The sequence below is a fragment of the Paenibacillus shirakamiensis genome (genome assembly GCF_017874255.1).
GTDB classification, from domain to species: domain Bacteria; phylum Bacillota; class Bacilli; order Paenibacillales; family Paenibacillaceae; genus Fontibacillus; species Fontibacillus shirakamiensis.
In genome coordinates this window covers 375,761-395,304 of the sequence record NZ_JAGGLD010000001.1, presented here as the reverse complement: position 1 = coordinate 395,304, position 19,544 = coordinate 375,761, and the positions used below count along the sequence as shown (strand labels likewise).

General features: G+C 41.7%; 15 protein-coding genes. 4 read left to right on the top strand and 11 right to left on the bottom strand.

Annotation, left to right across the window (positions count from 1 at the left end; genetic code table 11):
• Nucleotides 1–209: 209 nt before the first annotated feature.
• The gene (locus tag J2Z69_RS01785) at nucleotides 210–1,973 is read left to right on the top strand and encodes an Rqc2 family fibronectin-binding protein (protein ID WP_209858624.1); all 1,764 of its coding nucleotides are present in this window, start codon (nucleotides 210–212) and stop codon (nucleotides 1,971–1,973) included.
• A gap of 349 nt (nucleotides 1,974–2,322) precedes the next feature.
• Here the strand turns inward: J2Z69_RS01785 and J2Z69_RS01780 are convergent, their stop codons facing one another.
• From J2Z69_RS01780 to J2Z69_RS01735, 10 genes are all read right to left on the bottom strand, one after another.
• Nucleotides 2,323–5,322: a DUF5704 domain-containing protein gene (locus tag J2Z69_RS01780; RefSeq protein ID WP_209858622.1), complete on the bottom strand. Its 3,000-nt coding sequence runs from the start codon at nucleotides 5,320–5,322 to the stop codon at nucleotides 2,323–2,325.
• A 437-nt stretch (nucleotides 5,323–5,759) separates the two neighbouring features.
• Nucleotides 5,760–7,016 carry an S-layer homology domain-containing protein gene (locus J2Z69_RS01775; RefSeq protein ID WP_209858620.1) on the bottom strand — a complete coding sequence of 419 codons (1,257 nt, stop codon included), beginning with the start codon at nucleotides 7,014–7,016 and terminating at the stop codon, nucleotides 5,760–5,762.
• 224 nt (nucleotides 7,017–7,240) lie between these two features.
• Nucleotides 7,241–8,104: a PHP domain-containing protein gene (locus J2Z69_RS01770; protein ID WP_209858618.1), complete on the bottom strand. Its 864-nt coding sequence runs from the start codon at nucleotides 8,102–8,104 to the stop codon at nucleotides 7,241–7,243.
• A 10-nt stretch (nucleotides 8,105–8,114) separates the two neighbouring features.
• Entirely contained in the window at nucleotides 8,115–9,020 is a 906-nt protein-coding gene (locus J2Z69_RS01765) for a selenium metabolism-associated LysR family transcriptional regulator (protein ID WP_209858616.1), read from the bottom strand.
• A 112-nt stretch (nucleotides 9,021–9,132) separates the two neighbouring features.
• Nucleotides 9,133–9,570 (bottom strand): hypothetical protein, encoded by a 438-nt coding sequence (locus J2Z69_RS01760; protein ID WP_209858614.1) that lies wholly within the window; start codon nucleotides 9,568–9,570, stop codon nucleotides 9,133–9,135.
• A gap of 473 nt (nucleotides 9,571–10,043) precedes the next feature.
• The gene (locus J2Z69_RS01755) at nucleotides 10,044–10,310 is read right to left on the bottom strand and encodes a YlbG family protein (RefSeq protein ID WP_209858612.1); all 267 of its coding nucleotides are present in this window, start codon (nucleotides 10,308–10,310) and stop codon (nucleotides 10,044–10,046) included.
• Nucleotides 10,311–10,367: 57 nt separating this feature from the next.
• Nucleotides 10,368–10,808, bottom strand: a complete 441-nt coding sequence (locus J2Z69_RS01750; protein WP_209858610.1) for a YlbF/YmcA family competence regulator — start codon at nucleotides 10,806–10,808, stop codon at nucleotides 10,368–10,370.
• 96 nt (nucleotides 10,809–10,904) lie between these two features.
• The gene (locus tag J2Z69_RS01745; protein WP_209858608.1) at nucleotides 10,905–12,884 is read right to left on the bottom strand and encodes a helicase-associated domain-containing protein; all 1,980 of its coding nucleotides are present in this window, start codon (nucleotides 12,882–12,884) and stop codon (nucleotides 10,905–10,907) included.
• Nucleotides 12,881–14,614: a DNA repair helicase XPB gene (locus J2Z69_RS01740; RefSeq protein ID WP_209858606.1), complete on the bottom strand. Its 1,734-nt coding sequence runs from the start codon at nucleotides 14,612–14,614 to the stop codon at nucleotides 12,881–12,883. The genes J2Z69_RS01745 and J2Z69_RS01740 overlap by 4 nt, the downstream gene beginning before the upstream one ends.
• A 97-nt stretch (nucleotides 14,615–14,711) precedes the next feature.
• Nucleotides 14,712–15,887, bottom strand: coding sequence for a M20 metallopeptidase family protein (locus J2Z69_RS01735; RefSeq protein WP_209858604.1), 1,176 nt, complete (start codon nucleotides 15,885–15,887; stop codon nucleotides 14,712–14,714).
• Between the two features lie 179 nt (nucleotides 15,888–16,066).
• On the opposite strand from J2Z69_RS01735, the gene J2Z69_RS01730 reads away from it, so the two are divergent.
• Nucleotides 16,067–16,408, top strand: coding sequence for a YugN family protein (locus tag J2Z69_RS01730; protein WP_209858602.1), 342 nt, complete (start codon nucleotides 16,067–16,069; stop codon nucleotides 16,406–16,408).
• A gap of 13 nt (nucleotides 16,409–16,421) precedes the next feature.
• Nucleotides 16,422–17,675 carry a putative lipid II flippase FtsW gene (gene ftsW / locus J2Z69_RS01725; protein WP_209858600.1) on the top strand — a complete coding sequence of 418 codons (1,254 nt, stop codon included), beginning with the start codon at nucleotides 16,422–16,424 and terminating at the stop codon, nucleotides 17,673–17,675.
• 135 nt (nucleotides 17,676–17,810) lie between these two features.
• On the opposite strand, the gene J2Z69_RS01720 is transcribed toward ftsW, so the two are convergent.
• Nucleotides 17,811–18,173: an Asp23/Gls24 family envelope stress response protein gene (locus J2Z69_RS01720; protein ID WP_209858597.1), complete on the bottom strand. Its 363-nt coding sequence runs from the start codon at nucleotides 18,171–18,173 to the stop codon at nucleotides 17,811–17,813.
• A gap of 198 nt (nucleotides 18,174–18,371) precedes the next feature.
• Between J2Z69_RS01720 and cax the strand changes: the two genes are divergently transcribed.
• Nucleotides 18,372–19,442, top strand: coding sequence for a calcium/proton exchanger (gene cax, locus J2Z69_RS01715; protein ID WP_209858595.1), 1,071 nt, complete (start codon nucleotides 18,372–18,374; stop codon nucleotides 19,440–19,442).
• Nucleotides 19,443–19,544: the final 102 nt, after the last annotated feature.

The window sequence follows — 19,544 nt, the reverse complement described above, 5'->3', positions numbered from 1 at the left end:
CCGCATTTCCCTCCCGTAATGTTCCGCGTTTTTTTGCAGTATGACGGCTTATCCAACCTCTACTAGGGTAAATGTATTCAGACAAGTCTTAAATTATCACAGCCCGAGCTTAAGTTTTTGCTCGAACTTATGTATCATAGAGACTACGGACTCACCGTGTTAAGATTTCAGCAATTACTATTCAAGCAGTGTAGACAGGAGAAACGACTATGGCATTAGATGGCATTGTAACCCGTGCGATTGTGCATGAGCTTCAGATCTGCGTCGGCGCACGTATTAATAAAATTCACCAACCCTCTCCCCACGACATCATCTTTAACTTGCGAGCAGATCGAGAAAATCGTAGATTGATTCTTTCCGCCAATCCCACCTATCCAAGAGTTCAATTAACGGATCAGACCTTTGTAAATCCTCAAGAAGCACCGATGTTCTGTATGTTGCTTCGGAAATACTGTGAGGGCGGAGTAATTGAGGCTATTACACAAAGTAGTCTGGAGCGAATTATTCATATAGATATTCGCCAGCGCGATGAGCTAGGAGATATCTCGAACAAACGAATCATCATTGAACTTATGGGCCGTCACAGCAACATTATTCTTGTAGACCCTGCAACAGGAGTACAGCTCGATGGCATTCACCATGTAACGCCATCCATTAGTAGCTACCGCATTGTTATGCCTGGCTTCCAATATACAGAGCCTCCAGAGCAGCATAAGCTGAATCCTCTAGAAACAGATGAATCGACTTTTTTAGAATCGTTCCGTGGAGTAGATCCAGAACCTTCTCCTTCGGAACAAGGAAGTTGGCTTGTTAGTACGTTTAGCGGATTCAGTCCTTTAATTGGACAAGAAATTCAGCTATTAGCTAGAACTATGGAAGACTCTTCTCCTGAACAAGATGCAGGGGTCTTACTTTGGACAGCATTTGAGCAGTTGATGACAAAAGTCAAAGCACATGATTACAATCCTGTCATTGGCGATAATGCGAAAGGAAAAAGCATCTTCTCCGTGCTTCCCTTAGCTCAAATCGTGGGAGAGACGGCTCACTATAATTCCATTAGTGAATGTCTGGAAGATTATTACGGACATAAAGCAGAACGGGATACCGTAAAGCAAAAAGTCAGTGACTTAATAAGATTTCTACAGAACGAACGCAGCAAAAATGTGAAGAAGCTTACGAATTTGGCAAAAGATCAGGACGAAGCTAAGGATGCCGAACATTTCCGCATCTGGGGCGAATTGCTACTCCCTGCATTACATCAGCTCCATAAAGGCGCTACAACGGCAGAGTTAGTCAATTACTATGATGAAGATCAAAAGACAGAGACGATCCCTTTAGATCCGCTCCTGACGCCCTCAGAAAATGCACAACGTTATTTCAAAAAATACAATAAATTCAAGAACAGTCTTGTAGTGATTGATGAGCAACTGATCAAAACCCATGAAGAAATCGCTTATGTAGAGGGGCTGCTCCAGCAGCTTGCTTTTGCTTCCTTAAGTGATGTCGATGAAATTCGGGATGAACTGATTCAACAAGGCTACTTACGTGATCGGAGCAAGAAGACTAAAAAGAAGAAGAAAAATGATCGCCCAACCCTTCATGTGTACACCTCATCCGAAGGGATCGAGATCTATGTAGGAAAAAATAATCTTCAAAACGAATATGTGACGAACCGACTAGGAAATCCCAATGATACCTGGTTGCATACCAAGGATATTCCTGGATCACACGTACTCATTCGCAGTGTAGAATACGGAGAAGACACGCTGGAAGAAGCCGCACAGCTTGCTGCCTATTTCAGTCAGGCTAAAGAATCAAGCAGCGTTCCTGTAGACTCCACTCGCATTCGCCACGTGCGGAAGCCAAGTGGAGCCAAACCAGGTTATGTCATTTATGATCATCAAAAAACGCTCTTTATCACTCCAAACGAACAACTTATCAAACGTCTTCCGCACACTTTAAAAAATGGCTAAATAACATTTAAAAGACTTTAGATAAGACTACGTGTATATATACATGCTTCCTAAAGGAATTCTGCTAATATGCTAATTTGGTTTTAAAGACCTCTTAAAGACAAAGAGATACTCTAATCGCCTCTATCTAGAGAAGTGGAGTATCTCTTTGCTTTGCTAAGGCTGAATTTAAACTTATGTGTGATGCTAATTGTTTACTATCTATTATGATATTTGGGGTGCATATTGTTCTATAAGGGTGCATCTTATCACTTAGCTTAATAGTATATTTCTTGTTGTATCTAAAGTACTTACTTAGTAACTTTTTAGAAACTCACCTTAACCTGTTAACAATTGCTCATCTCATTAGTTAGTGGGTAATAGTAGCCAAAAAATCCCCTCTGCTAGACTTGTCGGTTTGGTAGAATACCACATCACCATCTTGTAAATGAAATGTATTCCCATAAGGATCTATGAACTCTCGCTGAAACCCCTCAAGCAGCCATTGATTCATATGATAGGCATGAATATATTGCAAGCGAGGGGTCTGTTTATTTCCTCCCTCCAACGTCTCTACATTGAAATTAACAACAAAGTACCCTTTTTTGAGGAAAATCGGACTCTTATCGGTTAATCCCTGATGGGTTCGCCCATACTCAGCTAGATTCGTCCCACTAGGAACACCGTACAGATCTGAAGGCAGGCTATATTCGCCATACCATTTCTGAATAGAAGCGCTTGCCCGATCAATTTCAACGTTATTTGGAATACTGTCCTTCGGTCCCACTAACGTCCGTATAGATGAAGGCAGTTCAAGCACACTAAATTTCCCTACAGGCGTTTTTTTGCGAGTCAGTACATTAGCATATTGACTTACATACAAATTACGGCTAATATTACCAATCTGTCCAAAATGAAAATTATGATCGTATTCATAAAGCGCCGTATCGTTCAGCTCTTGTGAAGGTACATTTCTCAATCGATCATTAAGAATAACATATCGCTGCACCACATCAGCAGGAGAACCAATTCGGACAAAATTCTGATCACGAGAGCGATAATAGAGATCTACTGGTATTCTCGTTTTCCCATCTTCACTCATGTAAAAGAAGCGTGGTGTTATGCGAATGTGATCCGCTACATCGAACATATTCCCTTTTGTTTTGACATCAAATTTGAAGTGATAGCCTGTCTTTATGGCTATATTTTTGAATCCAATGAACGGATGGCTCCCTTGGCGGATAGGTAGCATATAAGGGAACAAGTTCCCTCTTGCATCCCCGTCTATCCCGTCTGCGCCGACCCAATAAGAATTCCCGGTAGACATGGAACGGCCTGTCTGTGTACGGAACACATTTTCCCATAAATAATCGCCCACATCCGTTATATGAAAATCATATAGACGTCCAATGACTTCAACATCCGCCGTATCCGATGCCGCATGATTCAACAAACTCAGATTGGCATTTTGCTCTGCATTAAAAGAATTAGGCGCATTCTCCGCAACGCTTCTAAACTCTACCGTATAGTTTCCTTCATCTACCCAAACAGGCATAAAAAAATTACTTGTCTGTTCTTCCACAGGGATATCGATCCAGTTACCTTTAGTAATATAACTACGCTTACCTTCTGTATAGACATCAAAGGGGAAACGCACTTGCTTCATGCGGGTGTATTTAGCATAATCTCGGTTTCCATAGCCTGAGTAATCTGTATGTTTTCCTGTGGTAGGAATATGGATCGAAAACGGGCGATCCAGAACAAATGCCGAGCGATTTGCCAGAGGGATCGTCTTTTGATTATGTGCTGTATCGTCTGACACGGATGAATCATTTACAACAGGAGTATGGACAGTTACCGAGTTGATTCCCTCTATTGCATATTCTTTATCACCTCCTCCATTAATTTGTTCAGATAAGAGATTGTATTTGATGATACCCGTACTAAGATTGTTAGCTTGATTCAAGAGATGACTACTGACAAGCTGATGATCCTGATATAGTGTAGCGTCACCAATTAGAGATGCTGGAGGGATGGACCCGGGATCTGGACCAGATGAGCTTACTGTAGTACTATCCATAATCGTCTGACCATTAAATGAAAAATAATCGTTTTTCACATCAGGTTCCTTAGTCTGAGCCTCTGCTAACCCTATAAGCTTGCTCGTATCATCTGGAACCGAGGGCTTAACATTTCCTCCATCAATCACAAGTGGAGTATAATTAATCGTGCCTGAAGCTTTTGGGAATACATGTTCATCTACTTCATTGCTGTATACAAAATCAACGGATGGAGTATTGTATCCTTGGGGAAATAAGGTTACGGACCCTCCAGGAAGCGCATAATTATGTAATTCCGCTTGTTCTATCCCATATATGTCCAATTGTTCCATCTGCCAATACGCATAGGACCTTGGCGTAAGATTAAATTCATAAGTCTTCGGAACGATCATGGACATATCTTTGTCGGGTTGTGGGATTGGCTTTCCATCCGCTCCAGGTATGGGATCTTGTTTCTCTTTCCAGATAAGATGATAATTCAGATCTACACGACAGCGATAGTCTATCGTCCCTCTCATATTTGCGAACGTATGCTGATACAAATAACTAAGAGCACGAACTTGTGAATATAGATACTCACTGGTTGGAATAGCCGTTTGGGCATTAAAATGACGTCCATTCGACGCATCATCCCCCAAAATTGATCCGGTCACCTTGGGATCCATTGCGGTAGTTATAGGTTTGGCAGCTGGAGAAGGCGAGTGAATTGTCGGTTCGCAAGCTCCTCCTGATGGAGAGATAGGCCCCGTCCCTCCTCCGTTCTGACTCACACTTATTTTAGTCATAGCCATCAGGGTATAAGGGCCTTTGGTCCACTTCACTTTGATTTCTGCGGTGCCTGTTTTTTTGGCTGTCACTATGCCCGTATGCTCTTCAACTTTAATCACAGACTCATTACTAGATTCCCACTGGGATTCTGCACGAGTCGTAATATCCGTATTTGAAATTGAAGTAGTATTTGTACTAACGTCCACAGGCTCCGTGGTAGCAATCATCCCTTTTAGATTAGCAGTTGCCCCTACCTTTAAACTATTGACGCCGACAATAGAAATTTTCTTTTTCTCGACATACTCTCCCCGCCACGTCACATTGACTGAAGTCGTATATCCTACGTTAAACTTTTCATTATTAGCGCCGAATCGGTTGTGGCTGTTGGGTTCATAAAAAGGTGACCTTCCATCTGCATTACCTCCAACTTCTGAATCAATTATTAAGTTGGCTTCATCTGGAATGGTTAACTTTAATGTTGTACTAGTCTTACCTTCATTTTTAGTTGCATTATTTGCTCCTACTAATTTAACATTTGCCATTTGATTTAGAGTCCTACCAATTGTTTTATCGACTAACGTAAAATAGGTTGTTGGTCGATACACAGGAAGATTCAAATTTATCTTATTTTCAAAACTATCTATGCCAGGATAATCACTTTTAGGTACAGTATTAGGAAATCTTTTATCTCCACGCCAACTTTCAGCAATCCATGTATGATTTGAATCATTATCTTGATATAAATACACACCTGGATTTGCTTGTGCAACGGTTTCTCCCTCTCGGATCCAAGTTTGCTGACTAACATATATACCTTTATTTGTTATTTTTTCACTTAAAGGCACTAAACCTTTTAGCGTTGCACTCTGTTCACTTTTATAAGCTAATATTTCATTGCTGGGCATTATTAAGAGCAATAAGAATAATAGTATTAATGAAATGTTAGTTATAACAATTTTTAACTCTGTTTTCATATTGACTAGTTACCTAACCCCTTTTCTGGGACATACATATAAAAAGACTTGTTCTGAACTGTTGCAGTAGCTCCATTACTTGTTATGCTATTGATATAGTTATTGTTTATAGAACCTACAGTCCAAAATGTAGTTTCCTTATCTTTCTCCAGAAATGCTCCAGATATATCTTTGAACCTTGGTAAAACTCTTATTCCATTCTTAATAACTGCTCCACTCTGAAAACCTGGGAGTACAAACATCCATTGTGTGGATGCATTTAAGTATTTTGAGGAATCCATATTAACTATATGAGATGTATAAGAGATTTCTTCGAATACCTCAAAATGTTCACTACCCATCTGTCTTCCAAAACTATAATCTTTGTCTATAAAAAATTTTCCATATAAATTAACTATTTTTTTAGGATTTGTGCTCATAGCTACAATAAATCGATTTATCTTAGCGGTAGCTATATTATTGTATAAAATTTCTGGTTTATTTCTTATAGATTTAAATGAGGATTCATTTCCCTGTTCATCCAGCCCATATTTATACCCCATACTAATCGCATTAGTCCCTGTCAACCCTACTTCTCGGAACTCTTTTAGATCTTGAAAGCTGTTAGCTTTCTTGTCTTGAATCGCTTCAAAACGTCTGAGAATTACCGCTGCTTCGGCGCGTGATGTAGTCTGCCCGGGTCCAAAGGAACCATCGGGATAACCCGTCATGAGTCCTGTTCCCATTGCAACGGATACGTAGGGGTAATCCTCTTTTTCTAATCCGCCTTTATAATATTCAGCAACAGGAACGAGCGTGTCCGCCGTATCAGACAATGCTGCTTTAAAGTCCGCATCTTTTGCTGCTAATCCAGAAGCTACCCACTTAGCTAATTCTCTTCGAGTTAAGGGCGCATCTGGATGAAATCCCCCTTTGTAATCAGATACTGAAATAAATCCTTTACTAACCGCTGCATTCACTTCCTCCTTGCTCCATCCAGAAAGGTGCTCAAATCCTTGCCTCGCAGCATCTGGGGTATTATCTGAAGCTCTTGCTAAAATAGCGGCAAACTCCGCCCGACTAATTGTTGCATTCGGATTGAACTTACCCTGTTGATCTCCTTTCATGTATCCTTTACTTGCTACATAAGCAATATCTGATTTAGCCCAGATAGGAAGACTATCTGTAAATCCTCCTTCAGCACTTGCCAAGCGGGGAATAGATCCCCATGAGCCGCTAACAACTAATCCTAATAATGCTGCATACATGAACTGTTTTTTCATTTAGACACCTTACTTTCTTATGTATAGTCTTACTTCTTTAGGCAGACCATTTCTCACCTCACATGGAAAAAATAGGTTTTTATATCGTGATTAACGTTCTACATTCTAGGTATTGAGTCCTTCTTTTCACTTAGAAAAAGACAAAAAGAGCCGCATCTTTAAAAAAATAAAGACAGCGACTCTTTCACTGTTAAGATCAAATATTCAGTTATGCTCAGTTAAGTCTAAGTATGAAGAAGAAGGTCAATGACCTCTTTGCTAACCGTGATACTTCCTATATCGCCATGAAATACATGACCTTGTCTCACTCCATGATAATCCGAACCACCCGTAATAATCAAGTTATTTTCTCTCGCCATTGCAAAATATCTTTCTTCGTCTTCCTTCTGATGATCAGAATGATAGACTTCAAGACCTGCGGGTCTTGCTTCTTCAATCAAGTTCTGTATCAGCCAATCCTGATGATACAGCCCCGGATGAGCAATCACAGGAGCACCTCCTGCCTCTCGAATCCACTGACAAGCCTCCGTTGGACTTAACGGAGACAATGAAATGTAAGCAGCCGCGCCTTCTCCAAGATAACGATCAAAGGCATCTCTCAAATCAGAAGCATACCCTTTTTTAACTAATGTATCTGCAATATGGGGTCTTCCTATGCTATTATCGCTATTTACCTTAGCATTCCCCCCAGTTTTTGTCTGAATCACGTCTTGCATAACTATATCTATGCCGAGCTCCCTGAGCTTGTTCAATATCTGATCATTTCGCTGATCTCTAGCCCCTCGAAGACCTGCCAATCTTGTTAGAAATCTTGAATCTTCGTATTGAACCCCGTATCCTAACACATGAATATCATGACCTTCCGAACGCGTACTAATCTCAACACCTGCCACAACCCTAATTCCATACTTTATTCCAGCTTCCATGGCCTCCGCGATCCCCGCTACGGTGTCATGATCAGTTATTGCAAGTCCCGCTAGTCCTTTTTGACTGGCCAGACGTACATTTTCAGTGGGAGAGTTCGTTCCATCAGAAGCTAGCGTGTGAGTATGTAGATCACATCGGCCCTGCCTTTGCATATCATTCATTTCTCCCTATCTATGCATGTAATTTTTGCGATCTCAAAAAGCTCAAAAATGTCACTGCAGACAAAGGCAAAATCGCCGACTTCGAGTGAATCGAATAAAATTTCCGCTTAAAACTAGCATCTTTAATGTCTATAACTTTTAAAAGGCCCAGAGCCACTTCATGCTTGACAGATGAAGGAGATAACATAGTTATTCCCAATCCAGCCTCCACCGCTGATTTAACGGCCCCTGTACTGCCGAGTTCCATTACGGTGCGAATCGCTTCAGGTCTGACGGATAATTTACTGAGCCCATCTTCCATGACCTGACGAGTTCCTGACCCTCTCTCCCTGAGCACAAAAGGATATCCCATAACATGTTCTAGTCCGATAATTTCTTTATTAGCAAGAGGATGATCTGTAGGGACAATGAGTTTCAGTTCATCTTCCATAACGGGTTCCAATACCATATCTGGATGTTCCACTGGTGCTTCTACTAAGCCAAAACTCAGTTGGTTCTGGAGAATTTGTTCTACAATCTCAGCAGTATTCATTACCTTAAGTACAACATGAATATGGGGATATTGCTGCCCAAAAGGTCCAAGTAGTCTCGGCAGTACATATTCTCCAATGGTAAGACTTGCTCCTAATTGAAGCCTTCCTTCAAGCATCTGCGTGTAGTTAGCCATCGTTTCTTCGGTCTCACGCATTAACTTTATACTCATTTTAGCGTAAGGGATGAGCATCTTCCCGGCCTCTGTGGGTTCAATTCTTTTTGTTGATCGAAGTAATAGCTTAGTTCCGAAATATTCTTCAAGTGACTGGATTTGCATAGTAACTGCGGGCTGTGTCATGTGAAGTGCCTGCGCTGCTGCCGAGAAACTGCCTTTCTCTGCAACTGTATGAAATATATGTAGCTGGTGAAAATTAAGCGCCATACATCTTCACTCCTTCTATTTCTTTAACAATAGCATGGGAGCGCACACAAAAAAAGACACGCAGGAAGAGTTCCTAGTGTCCGTGTTACCCCATTTAGTTAGTGAAAGCCGATTATCGCATCTTGCGGCTATTCTTCATTAGTGTCATTCGGCGGGAGTGACGCAACCATGAATAATAAGATTTCAAATCTCTTAGCTCCATAGTCTCGGACATCTTACCCAAGAAAGTAACAACAATCATTTTGTGCAGTGGGTTACCCATAATATCAATCTCACCAGGTAAGTCCGTGAATTCAGCTACAACTACAATATCTTCATCAATAAGATAGACATCTTCTTCATTTCGATAATAAGGTTCTATTCTCCCTTGCTTAAGACATTCCCAGATAAAAGATGCAATCGCATCGGAATCATTCGTCTTCTCCACAATACGATCATTGTAACGAATTTTGGCATGGTTCGTAATAACGATATCGGCGACTTTTTTATCTCCTAGTTGAACATAGAAAGCCTCATAGGTATTCCATCGCTCTGTTATCTTATCTCTCACTACCCCACACCTCCGTTCACAAATAGGTCTTTCTATCTAAGCACATTTACCCATTATATTACAACATTCCGCAAAGAACTACAAGTTACTAAATAGTCATAATTCGTGAAGCATAATATAATTACGCAAGCACGATGCAAATGGTTTCCTTAGTCTATGAATTCTAGAACTAAACTATGACTAGTTTGTTCATAGATTAAAGATTTTATAATATAGATTCAGAATAATTGTATGGAATGAGAGACGAGTCTAAGCTGAAAAAAGCTTCAGGTGAAGTGCATACAGCTTATGGTAAAAGAAGTCTTAAGGTGCGAGGGTATATCCGTTCGATATATACATGTAGTAAAAATATAACATTAGCAGTAAATTAAAGTCAAAACTTTTTGTGCAATTTGTATACTTAATCAAAAAAACCTTATCCTATAGGATAAGGTTTGGGGATAAAATATAACATCGTAGTTCCACTAGACAATCTATAATCCCCCGTAATATTGGGTCTGATCAGGGATATCTTTTGTATATTCTGTCTTGATTTCAGTACGGTAAGAACGCTCAATTTTGCGTACGTAGGAAAGTTTGCGAACATTCTTCATAATATCTTCTGCTCGGTCTGCATTCACATACATCACAACATAATGCATTCTTCTAGATAAGTAGTGTACGCTTCCATACTTCTCCAGATTTCTTGCCGCCTTTAAGTCACTGACCCAAATAATATAACCTGTTCTTTCCGGAAACATGACCCTTTTCCCCGCTTTCTATCGTTCACCTTCCGGTAAAACTTAATAATATACTACTTAGCCGCAGCCACAACTACCACCACTGCCGCAGCCGCCACCTTTGGGACTTGGATCATTACTTGGAACTTTAATGGTGTCTGATACGGAAAAAGCGATCGTCTCCGACATTTGGAACAGGAGATCATCCAATTCTCTCTCTGCCTGCTTAAAACGGCTTACGGCTTCGATCTGTTCCAACTCATGTTCAACTTCAGATACTTTATCCATCGCTTCATGGTAGTTAGGATGAAAATGTCCAAACCGCTGTGTCTCTTCCCACAGTTCCTTGCGAGCATTCAATTTCTTAACCAAAAGCTGTGTATTCTGATCGTTCTCGACTTGTCGCTTCCAATGTAAATAATCTGCGACACATTCTGAACTGTTAATCATATCGCCTAACTCATAGGCGTAAGTAAGCATCTCGGCCATATCGACCGATTTCTTCTCTGATACGCTCATGATATTCAACTCAATTCATTCATGGAGTTCTACCTTCTTGGTAGACCCAATAATCATATCATAAAATAAACAGCAGCAGAAGATAAAAACTAAGAGTTACCCAGTCACCTCCGTAGGCAAAAGTAACTGAATTTGGTCTATATCCTGCTCTTCCAGCCACATTTTTGTTAGCTTGTCTAATGGCGTAATTTCCACTTTCCATTCATTCTCTCCCTCTATAGTTCGTGGAATAGCATCTACGATCTCGCCCTTTTTATCGCTAATTCGCAGCTTAGTTCTCCAGATTAACGCCTGCTCAATAATAGACTTTGCGGTAGAACTATGAACGCGCCTTAATTCTTTCCACCAAACAGCAGGTACCTCCTGAAATCCAGGGAACAATTCTTCATATGCAACAGGAATTTCCGTACTCTGTTTATACACATGGATAGGTACTCCATTATGAATCCACCCTCTTTGTCCACCTTGAATTTCTGCCTCTACGTCTTCGTCTATATGCTTCAGCTCATTTGACGACGCTAAAGCTCTATGGCGCCAATCATTCTCTAATCCTGCTTCAGGATAGAATCCAACTATAGAATGGTCAAGAGTGTCAAGTGGAGATAGATCCATTTGCGTTAGAATCTTTGACATGGCTTTAATGTCCTTTAATTGAACGATGAAATCCTTGGACCCTATAGGCTCTAAGACAATGGCCTCATGATTCGACATATATGTACTAATCGTTCTAGCTGTCGCATCATCCGAACATCTAAGCATATGGACTTCTGCAAATTGTGTTCGTCCCAGTTCCAGTCCCCACTGCTTGATTGCAGATTCTACATTCTCTGGAACTCCGCCTGCTGCATATTTCTCCAAGAAATCTAAGATATCTTTGCTATTTCGCCCGTGCTTTAAAGCTTCACCAATAGATGCGCGACTAAATTTATAAACGGACATTGTATCGTATGTCGAGTTCTCTGCACTGATTTCTAGCTCCCACCTTATAGCAAGAGAGGTCTCAGGGGGGACCAGTACTTCGAAATCAGATTGAATATATAGCATCTGTGAAGATATCGTAGGCATGGAGGATGCTACATCAACGCGCTCTACCTTAGATGTAACTTGGGAGGTAACTTCAGAAGTAATTTTAGAAGTAACTGCTGAAGTAATATCCGGTTTCAGCTTCCAGCGAAACCCGATGATTTTAGAATCTTCAAGTATCAAATCCATAAAGCCCGTTCCATTCAAAAAGTCCAGCCAGCCTTCAATCCATTCTGCTTGCCGCTCATCATACAAGCCTACCCGATTTGATAGGTATAGTAGTTGTGATACATCCTCCACCCTGTACCAAATATCCTGTTCTATAGAATCACTGACTATGCCTATGGCCCACTGCTGAAGCCAGACATCAGGCGGAATATATCTTAATACCATCTGCGTGTATAGCTGATCCTGAAGTTGTTCTGAGCGGGTATTTAGCCAGCGGCGGACTTGACCCTCTTGAATGCTCCAGACACCGCCTGTATTGATAATTAAATCTAAGGCAAATAACATATCTAGAACAATTACAATCGATCCAGTATATAGATCCGAATGTGGATATCTAAGTTTAAGACGAGCAAATTGTTCAGGTTCGAACCCAACTAAAGCATTTAACTTACGAAGCACTTTTTGATGAATGGTCCCTTTTGAAGTTAAAGGAATTCCAGATTTAGCTGTGAATACAAGTGTACGAAATATATCCATTACAAGGCTACCTCCGGCCTCTTTTACAATTTCATTTTGGGGCACATAGCTGGGCACATCTTTTTCGCTCCACAATATCGACTGCAGCTCCGTACAGATAGGAATAGGGACGTAATATAAGTGTTCCCCCCATGCCTTTACAACAGAGGATAGGAGACCCGCTCCTAGTAAAGTCATACAACCAACCCGGAGTTCAGCTCCGCTTAAGTGCACGTTCTCCTTCGCTTGTAGTGCATCCAATGTAAATGGAATTCCGGCATAACTTTTCATGATATATTCAAATGTCTGATGTCCTAGAGGGGTTAACTGTTTCCATGCAGTTACGCATGAGCTATCCTGAACCGTCATCCTTTCAGAACCTCCCTTTCTTTTACACGTACTTCATCCAAATCCCGCAATTCATCCAAACCTCGGCTTATGTAATAATGATATCCTTGTTCTATAAGAAACAGTTGTCTACGCAGCGCAAATTCTTGTTCTTTCGTTCCCTCTGTGACAAGCGTATAAAAATAAGCCCTGTTCTCACCTGATTTTGGCCGTAACAAACGTCCAAGACGCTGAGCCTCCTCTTGACGAGACCCAAAACTACCTGATATTTGGATGCCCACTTTAGCATCAGGCAGATCTACAGCAAAATTCGCTACCTTAGATACAATCAGAACGGGTTCTTGACCTGCTCGAAAGGCATCATATAGACGTACTCGCTCTTGTTGAGGAGTACTGCCTGTAATCAGAGGGACTTGGAGGATGTCTGCTAATAGGATTAACTGGTTGACGTATTGTCCGATAATTAATGTCTTCTCCCCAGCATGAAGTTCAAGAATAGACTGTACGCAAGGAATCTTTGCATCGTTCTCGGAAGCCTCTCGAAACTTCTCTCGATTACTCGCATGAACATATCGTTCTTGAAGCTGCGATGACATGGGAACTCTGACCTCATAACAATCTACAGAAGCAATCCACCCTGCTTGCTCGAGTTCTCTCCACGGCATCTCGTAGCGCTTAGGGCCAATGAGAGAGAAAACATCTTTCTCACAACCATCCTCGCGAATCAAAGTAGCAGTTAGTCCAAGACGACGAGTGGCCTGGATATCGGCTGTTGCACGAAATACAGGAGCAGGTAGCAAATGTACTTCATCGTAAATAATCAGTCCCCAGTCCCGTTCATTGAAAAGACTCATATGGGTGAACGCTTCTTCCTTCGAATTCCGATGAGTCAGGATTTGATAGGTAGAGACCGTTACAGGGCATACTTGCTTATATTCCCCCGAATATTCCCCAATATCGGTATTCAGTAGCGTAGTCTTGTGCTCCAGTTCCTTAATCCATTGCCTTACGGAGGTCACGTTCGAGGTTAGAATCAATGTCTCACATTGAAGAGATTCCATGGCGGCAATCCCAATGATGGTCTTACCTGCTCCGCAAGGGAGAACTAACACCCCACTTCCGCCAAGCCCTGACTTCTCGCCTAGAAAAGCCATGACACTTTCTCTTTGATAAGGTCTCAATTGAAAGCTTGAATCGGGCTTGCTAGGCTCCCCGGATTTTAAGGCGAAGGAGAGCATGCTCCCCTGATGATAACCCGCTTCGTCTAAGACAGGGTATCCCTGCCGAGTAAGTTCTTGTTTGATGGTTCCGCGGTAGCGGGCGTGAAATTTAATCGTATTTGCGTTACTCCGGCGCAAGGCGAACTTCTTCATCGCTGTTATTTTCTCAATCTGATCTAGATCTTCAGAGGCATCACTAATAAGCTCCAATGTAGTTGGATCATAAGGATTTTCCCGAAGATACAGTCTTCCATAGCGCGACAGCCAAAGTGTAACCTCATTTACTACTTTATCAGGGATAGGAAATCGGGATAAACGCCGTAGCGTCTCCGTCACTTCTTGGGGTTGCCAACCTGCAGAAGCTGCATTCCATAAAGACAAGGAAGTAATGCGATAGGTGTGGAACCCTTCCGGGCTTTTAATAAGTTCTGCGAATGCGTTAAGCTGACTCCGAGCTTCCTCAAACCCCTTATGATTCTTTTCTAGAAGCACCGTGCCATCTCGCTGCACAATACAAGATCCTTGATCCATCCTTGCGTCCCTCCTTCACGATAAAAAAAAGCCCGCTCCGCAGCGGACTTGTCACCTTATTTTCACTGCCTCTTTAGATTTCCATAAATCGGAGTGATTATTCGTGGGTATCATTAAAATAAGTCTCTGTCATTTGGACTAACAATTTTGCCGCAAGCAGCATCGCTTCTTCGTCCATATCAAATTTAGGATGATGATGAGGATATATAGCGCCCTTCTCAGGATTCCCAGCTCCAACTAACACAAAGCAACCAGGTACTTGCTGTACATAATAGGCAAAGTCTTCTGCTGGCATAATCGGTAGTGTCTCGACCGCTTTTAGATTAGGTACTTCGGCAGCGCTTCTAAAGAAACGTTCTACTTCGGATACATGATTAACAAGGGGCGGATAACCCATCACATATTGAATATTGGCTTTAGCCCCATAGGTCTCGGCTGTATGATTGGCGATTCTTTCAATTTTTGTTCGAATAAGTTCACGGGTCTCATCACTGAAACATCGCACTGTACCCGATAAATGGCAATGTTCAGCAATCACATTTTGCACCGTTCCCCCATGAATGGAGCCGATCGTCACGACGGCAGGATGTAGAGGATCTACAGATCGACTCACAATACTTTGTAGCTGCATAACTAACGATGCACCAGCCACAACGCTATCTACGGCTTGATGTGGCATCCCTCCGTGTCCACCTTGGCCTTCAATATCTATGAAAAACTCATCTGTAGAAGCCATCATAGGCCCTGCTGTGCTCGCAGCTGTACCAATGGGAATCGGAGTCCATAAGTGAACACCATAAATCACATCTACCCCAGCTAATACCCCATCTTTAATCATTGCGGATGCACCACCAGGGCATACCTCTTCTGCGGGTTGAAATATACATCTCACTTCTCCCGCAAGATCATTACGATGAAGGGAGAAATATTCTGCGACAGCCAGAAGAACAGCAGTATGTCCATCATGCCCGCAAGCATGCATCACTCCGGGAACCTGAGAAGCATACGATGTTATCTTTTCATCCTGAATAGGTAAGGCATCCATATCTGCCCTTATAGCTACAGTCCGCCCTGGCCTAACTCCTTTAATTGAAGCAACCAGTCCGTGTCCACCTACGTGGGTAAGGATGTCTATATTTAGAGGTTCAAGTTGTTCTTTTATATAAGCTGATGTACGTTCCTCTTGGTAAGATAATTCTGGATTTTGGTGCAGATGGCGGCGTCTTTCCACCATTTTCGGGAACATCGAATGAAGTCGTTCCTGATTTAGCATGTTGCCACCTCCCTTAAAGGTATGAATTGGTTCGTAGCTTAGAATAATTGTTCTCATTGTAACATACCCTTGAATTCCCTCTAAAGTCTTTTCCGTCAAGCTTTGGGAGTGCTTGCACAAGTTCCAGAAACATACTATCATGAATGAATATACAGTATGTTAAGGAGGACTTTAACGTAATGATTTTTGAGAACACGGGATTAGATGGATTGAAAAGTGACCTCGTCTTTTTGGATGAGTCTGCAGAGAAAGTCGGATTTGTACGCTGGCAATGGGAATATTACCGCGCTACATATGATTACAAGATCCAAGACAATGACAATGAATACTTCCTTCGCATCAACACGCGTGCCCTTGAAGGTAAGCTCGAACAACCCGACACCGTTCTTGCTATTGAAGCGGTATATCTTGGACGAGCTACTTTCCCGCACGGATTGGAATACGAATCACCGGTGCCATCCCAAGTAATTAGCACAGCGAATGAGAAATTGAATCAACTCAAGAAGCTTCTTGAAGCTTAAGGTCTTCTAACAAATGAGTGATCACAAATCCCAGTCCAAGAAAGGCACCCCCGACTTTCAGCTGCTCATCCTGACCCTGCTGATTGTGGGATTCGGCTTGGTGATGGTGTTCAGTTCAAGTTCAGGCATTGCCGTAGTGAACAAAAAATTTAATTATGATTCCATGTATTTTACAAGCAAACAGATCATTTTTGCTTTTATAGGTCTGATAGCTATGTTCATAACAATGAATATTCGCTATGAGAAATATAAAAAGTTATTTGTCCCTCTGTTTATAATTTCTATTATCTTATTAATACTTGTTCTCATCGTTGGTAGCAAACTTAACAATGCACGAAGTTGGTTTATATTAGGCCCTATTGCATTACAACCTACAGAACTTGCAAAAACAGCAGTCATCTTATATTTAGCCGCTCTTATCTCCAAAAAAGGGGAGCGGTTCCGTGATCTTCGTACAGGTTATATCCCTGTGATGCTAGTAGTAGGCCTCGTTGCTGGCCTAATTATGTTACAACCTGACTTTGGGTCCTGTATGGTACTCGTGGGTACGGCAGGACTTGTTATTTTTGCCGGTGGTGCGAATCTTAAGCATATTCTCGGTTCGTTAGCTCTTCTGATTTTAGGCATCAGCCTTGTACTGGGTACCAAATTTTTGTTTGATAAGATCAGTCCTACTGTAACGACTTCTTCCACCAACTATCAAACAGACCGGATTCAAGCCTATCTGGATCCTATGAAAGATCCGCAAGGGGCAAGTTACAATCTTCTACAATCCCTAGTGGCTATTGGAAATGGGAGCTTAGGTGGAATGGGCTTCGGTCAGAGTATTCAAAAACTTCACTACTTACCCAACCCTTATAATGACTTTATATTCTCCGTCATTGGCGAAGAATTTGGATTCATTGGCACAATGCTATTCCTCTTAATCTATGTATACTTTATCTGGCGAGGTATTTTAGTGTCTTTACGTTGTCCTGACATTTATGGAACTCTCGTAGGTGTAGGCATTATGGGCTTGATCGCCATTCAAGCTTTCATTAATATTGGTGGGGTCACGAACACGATACCTATTACGGGCGTTACCCTTCCCTTTATAAGTGCAGGTGGGTCTTCACTTGTGGTCTTAATGGCAAGTATGGGAATCGTGCTAAGCATTTCTAGGCAAGTGGATGCTCCCGTTCAGCAGGAACGTACAAAATCTGTAGTGGTACGAGAAGCACGCTCCATGGATGAAGGTCCACGCCGCAGATTTTTTGCTAGACGGTAAGCTATATGACAACTTTATCTAACAACTAACAAAGGCTGTCCACTCGCACATCTATGCGAAGGGACAGCCTTTGTTGTATAAAATAAATTAGGTTGTTATAAAATATGTAATCATCTGCACACAACGCTATGTGTCCTATTGCTCGTCATCCTTGAAAGCAACACTCTCTACCTTCACATTGACTTCAACTACACGCAGACCTGTCTGTGACTCTACAGCTACACGTACATTTTGTTGCAACATCCGACATACTTCATGAATGGGTGTCTCATATAGAACAATAATTCGCAAGTCAATGGCCGCTTCTAACTGACCTACTTCAACCGTCACACCACGTTGTACATTTTTGCCACTAAGACGCTTTGCCCAGCCTTCTGAGAGGCCTCCGGTCATTGCTGCAATACCCGGTGTCTCTAAAGCGGCCATGCCCGCAATCTTGGAAACGACATCGTCCGAGATTCGAATGGTTCCCAATTCAAGTTGCATCTGCTCGGTCATGGTCAAACCTCCTCCAAAATTCTCATTATTTCTCATTGTAAACGCTGCCCGATATGAAAGCAACTCTAGACCATTTATTGGGTAAGCGTTTATAATGTCCAAAGTATACATGGAACGTTTATATTGGGCACTATAATGGTTAATTGAGTTAAGTAAAGTGATAAGTCCATTAAATTTAGAAGAGCAGAGGTGTCCCGTTTGAAAAAGTATTGGTTCGAAATTTTGTTAGTTCTTACTTTTGTACTGAGTGCTGTCGGCCACTATGGTCACTGGAACAGTACGCTAGAGTTTATCATGTCTGCCATTTCTGTAGTTTTTGTTGCCGGCTTTTTAGGAAAAGCTACGGAAAGTGTAGCCCATTATGCTGGGCAGCGTCTAGGTGGCTTCCTAAATGCGACGTTTGGGAATGCAGCTGAGTTAATTATAGGCATTATGCTTGTAAGAGACGGTCACTTTGATATGGTAAAAGCAAGTATTACAGGCTCTATTATGGGCAACTTGCTCCTCGTATTAGGTTTAAGTCTTTTCGTTGGAGGTCTGAAATACAAAATTCAGAACTTTAATGTAACCTTGGCTGGCCTGAACGGCTCACTTATGATTTTGGCAGTCATTGCCTTATTCATTCCAGCGATCTTCCTTCAGACCCACGCAATTAACAATGAAGATAAGAATATGATTAGCTTAGTCGTATCTGGCATATTAATCGTAGCCTATCTCCTATGGTTGGTCTTCTCTATGGTTACCCACAAGAAATATTTAGCGGATGTTAGCGTGGATACCGATGAGGAACTTGCCCACGAACATGCTCCAGTATGGTCCAAGGGTAAATCCATTTTATATCTTATCATTGCTACAGTGATGGTTGCTTTCGTAAGTGAGTGGCTTGTGGATACGCTTGATACTTTCACAGAACGATTTGGCTTAACTGAGATCTTTGTAGGGGCATTTGTTGTTGCTATAGTAGGTAACGCAGCAGAACATAGTGCAGCGATTATGCTTGCGCTCAAAAATAAGATTGGGGCTTCTGTTGAGATCGCTGTGGGAAGCAGCCTTCAAATCGCATTGTTCGTTGCTCCTGTACTTATTTTCGTCAGTCATATCTTTGGGCGCCCTATGGATATGGTTTTCTCTGTAATTGAGCTTGCAGCCATCGGGGTCGCAGTTTTCATAGCCAAATCTATTACCCAAGATGGATCTACGAACTGGTATGAAGGACTTCTTTTGCTGGCTGTCTATGCTATTCTAGGTGTCTCCTTCTATCTTGTCTGACCTGCTACATAAGAAATAAACAAAAAGCGTATGGAGAAATGCTCCATACGCTTTATTTCGTTCCTCTTTTTAGTTACGTGTAACTGAGATTCTATGTATGCC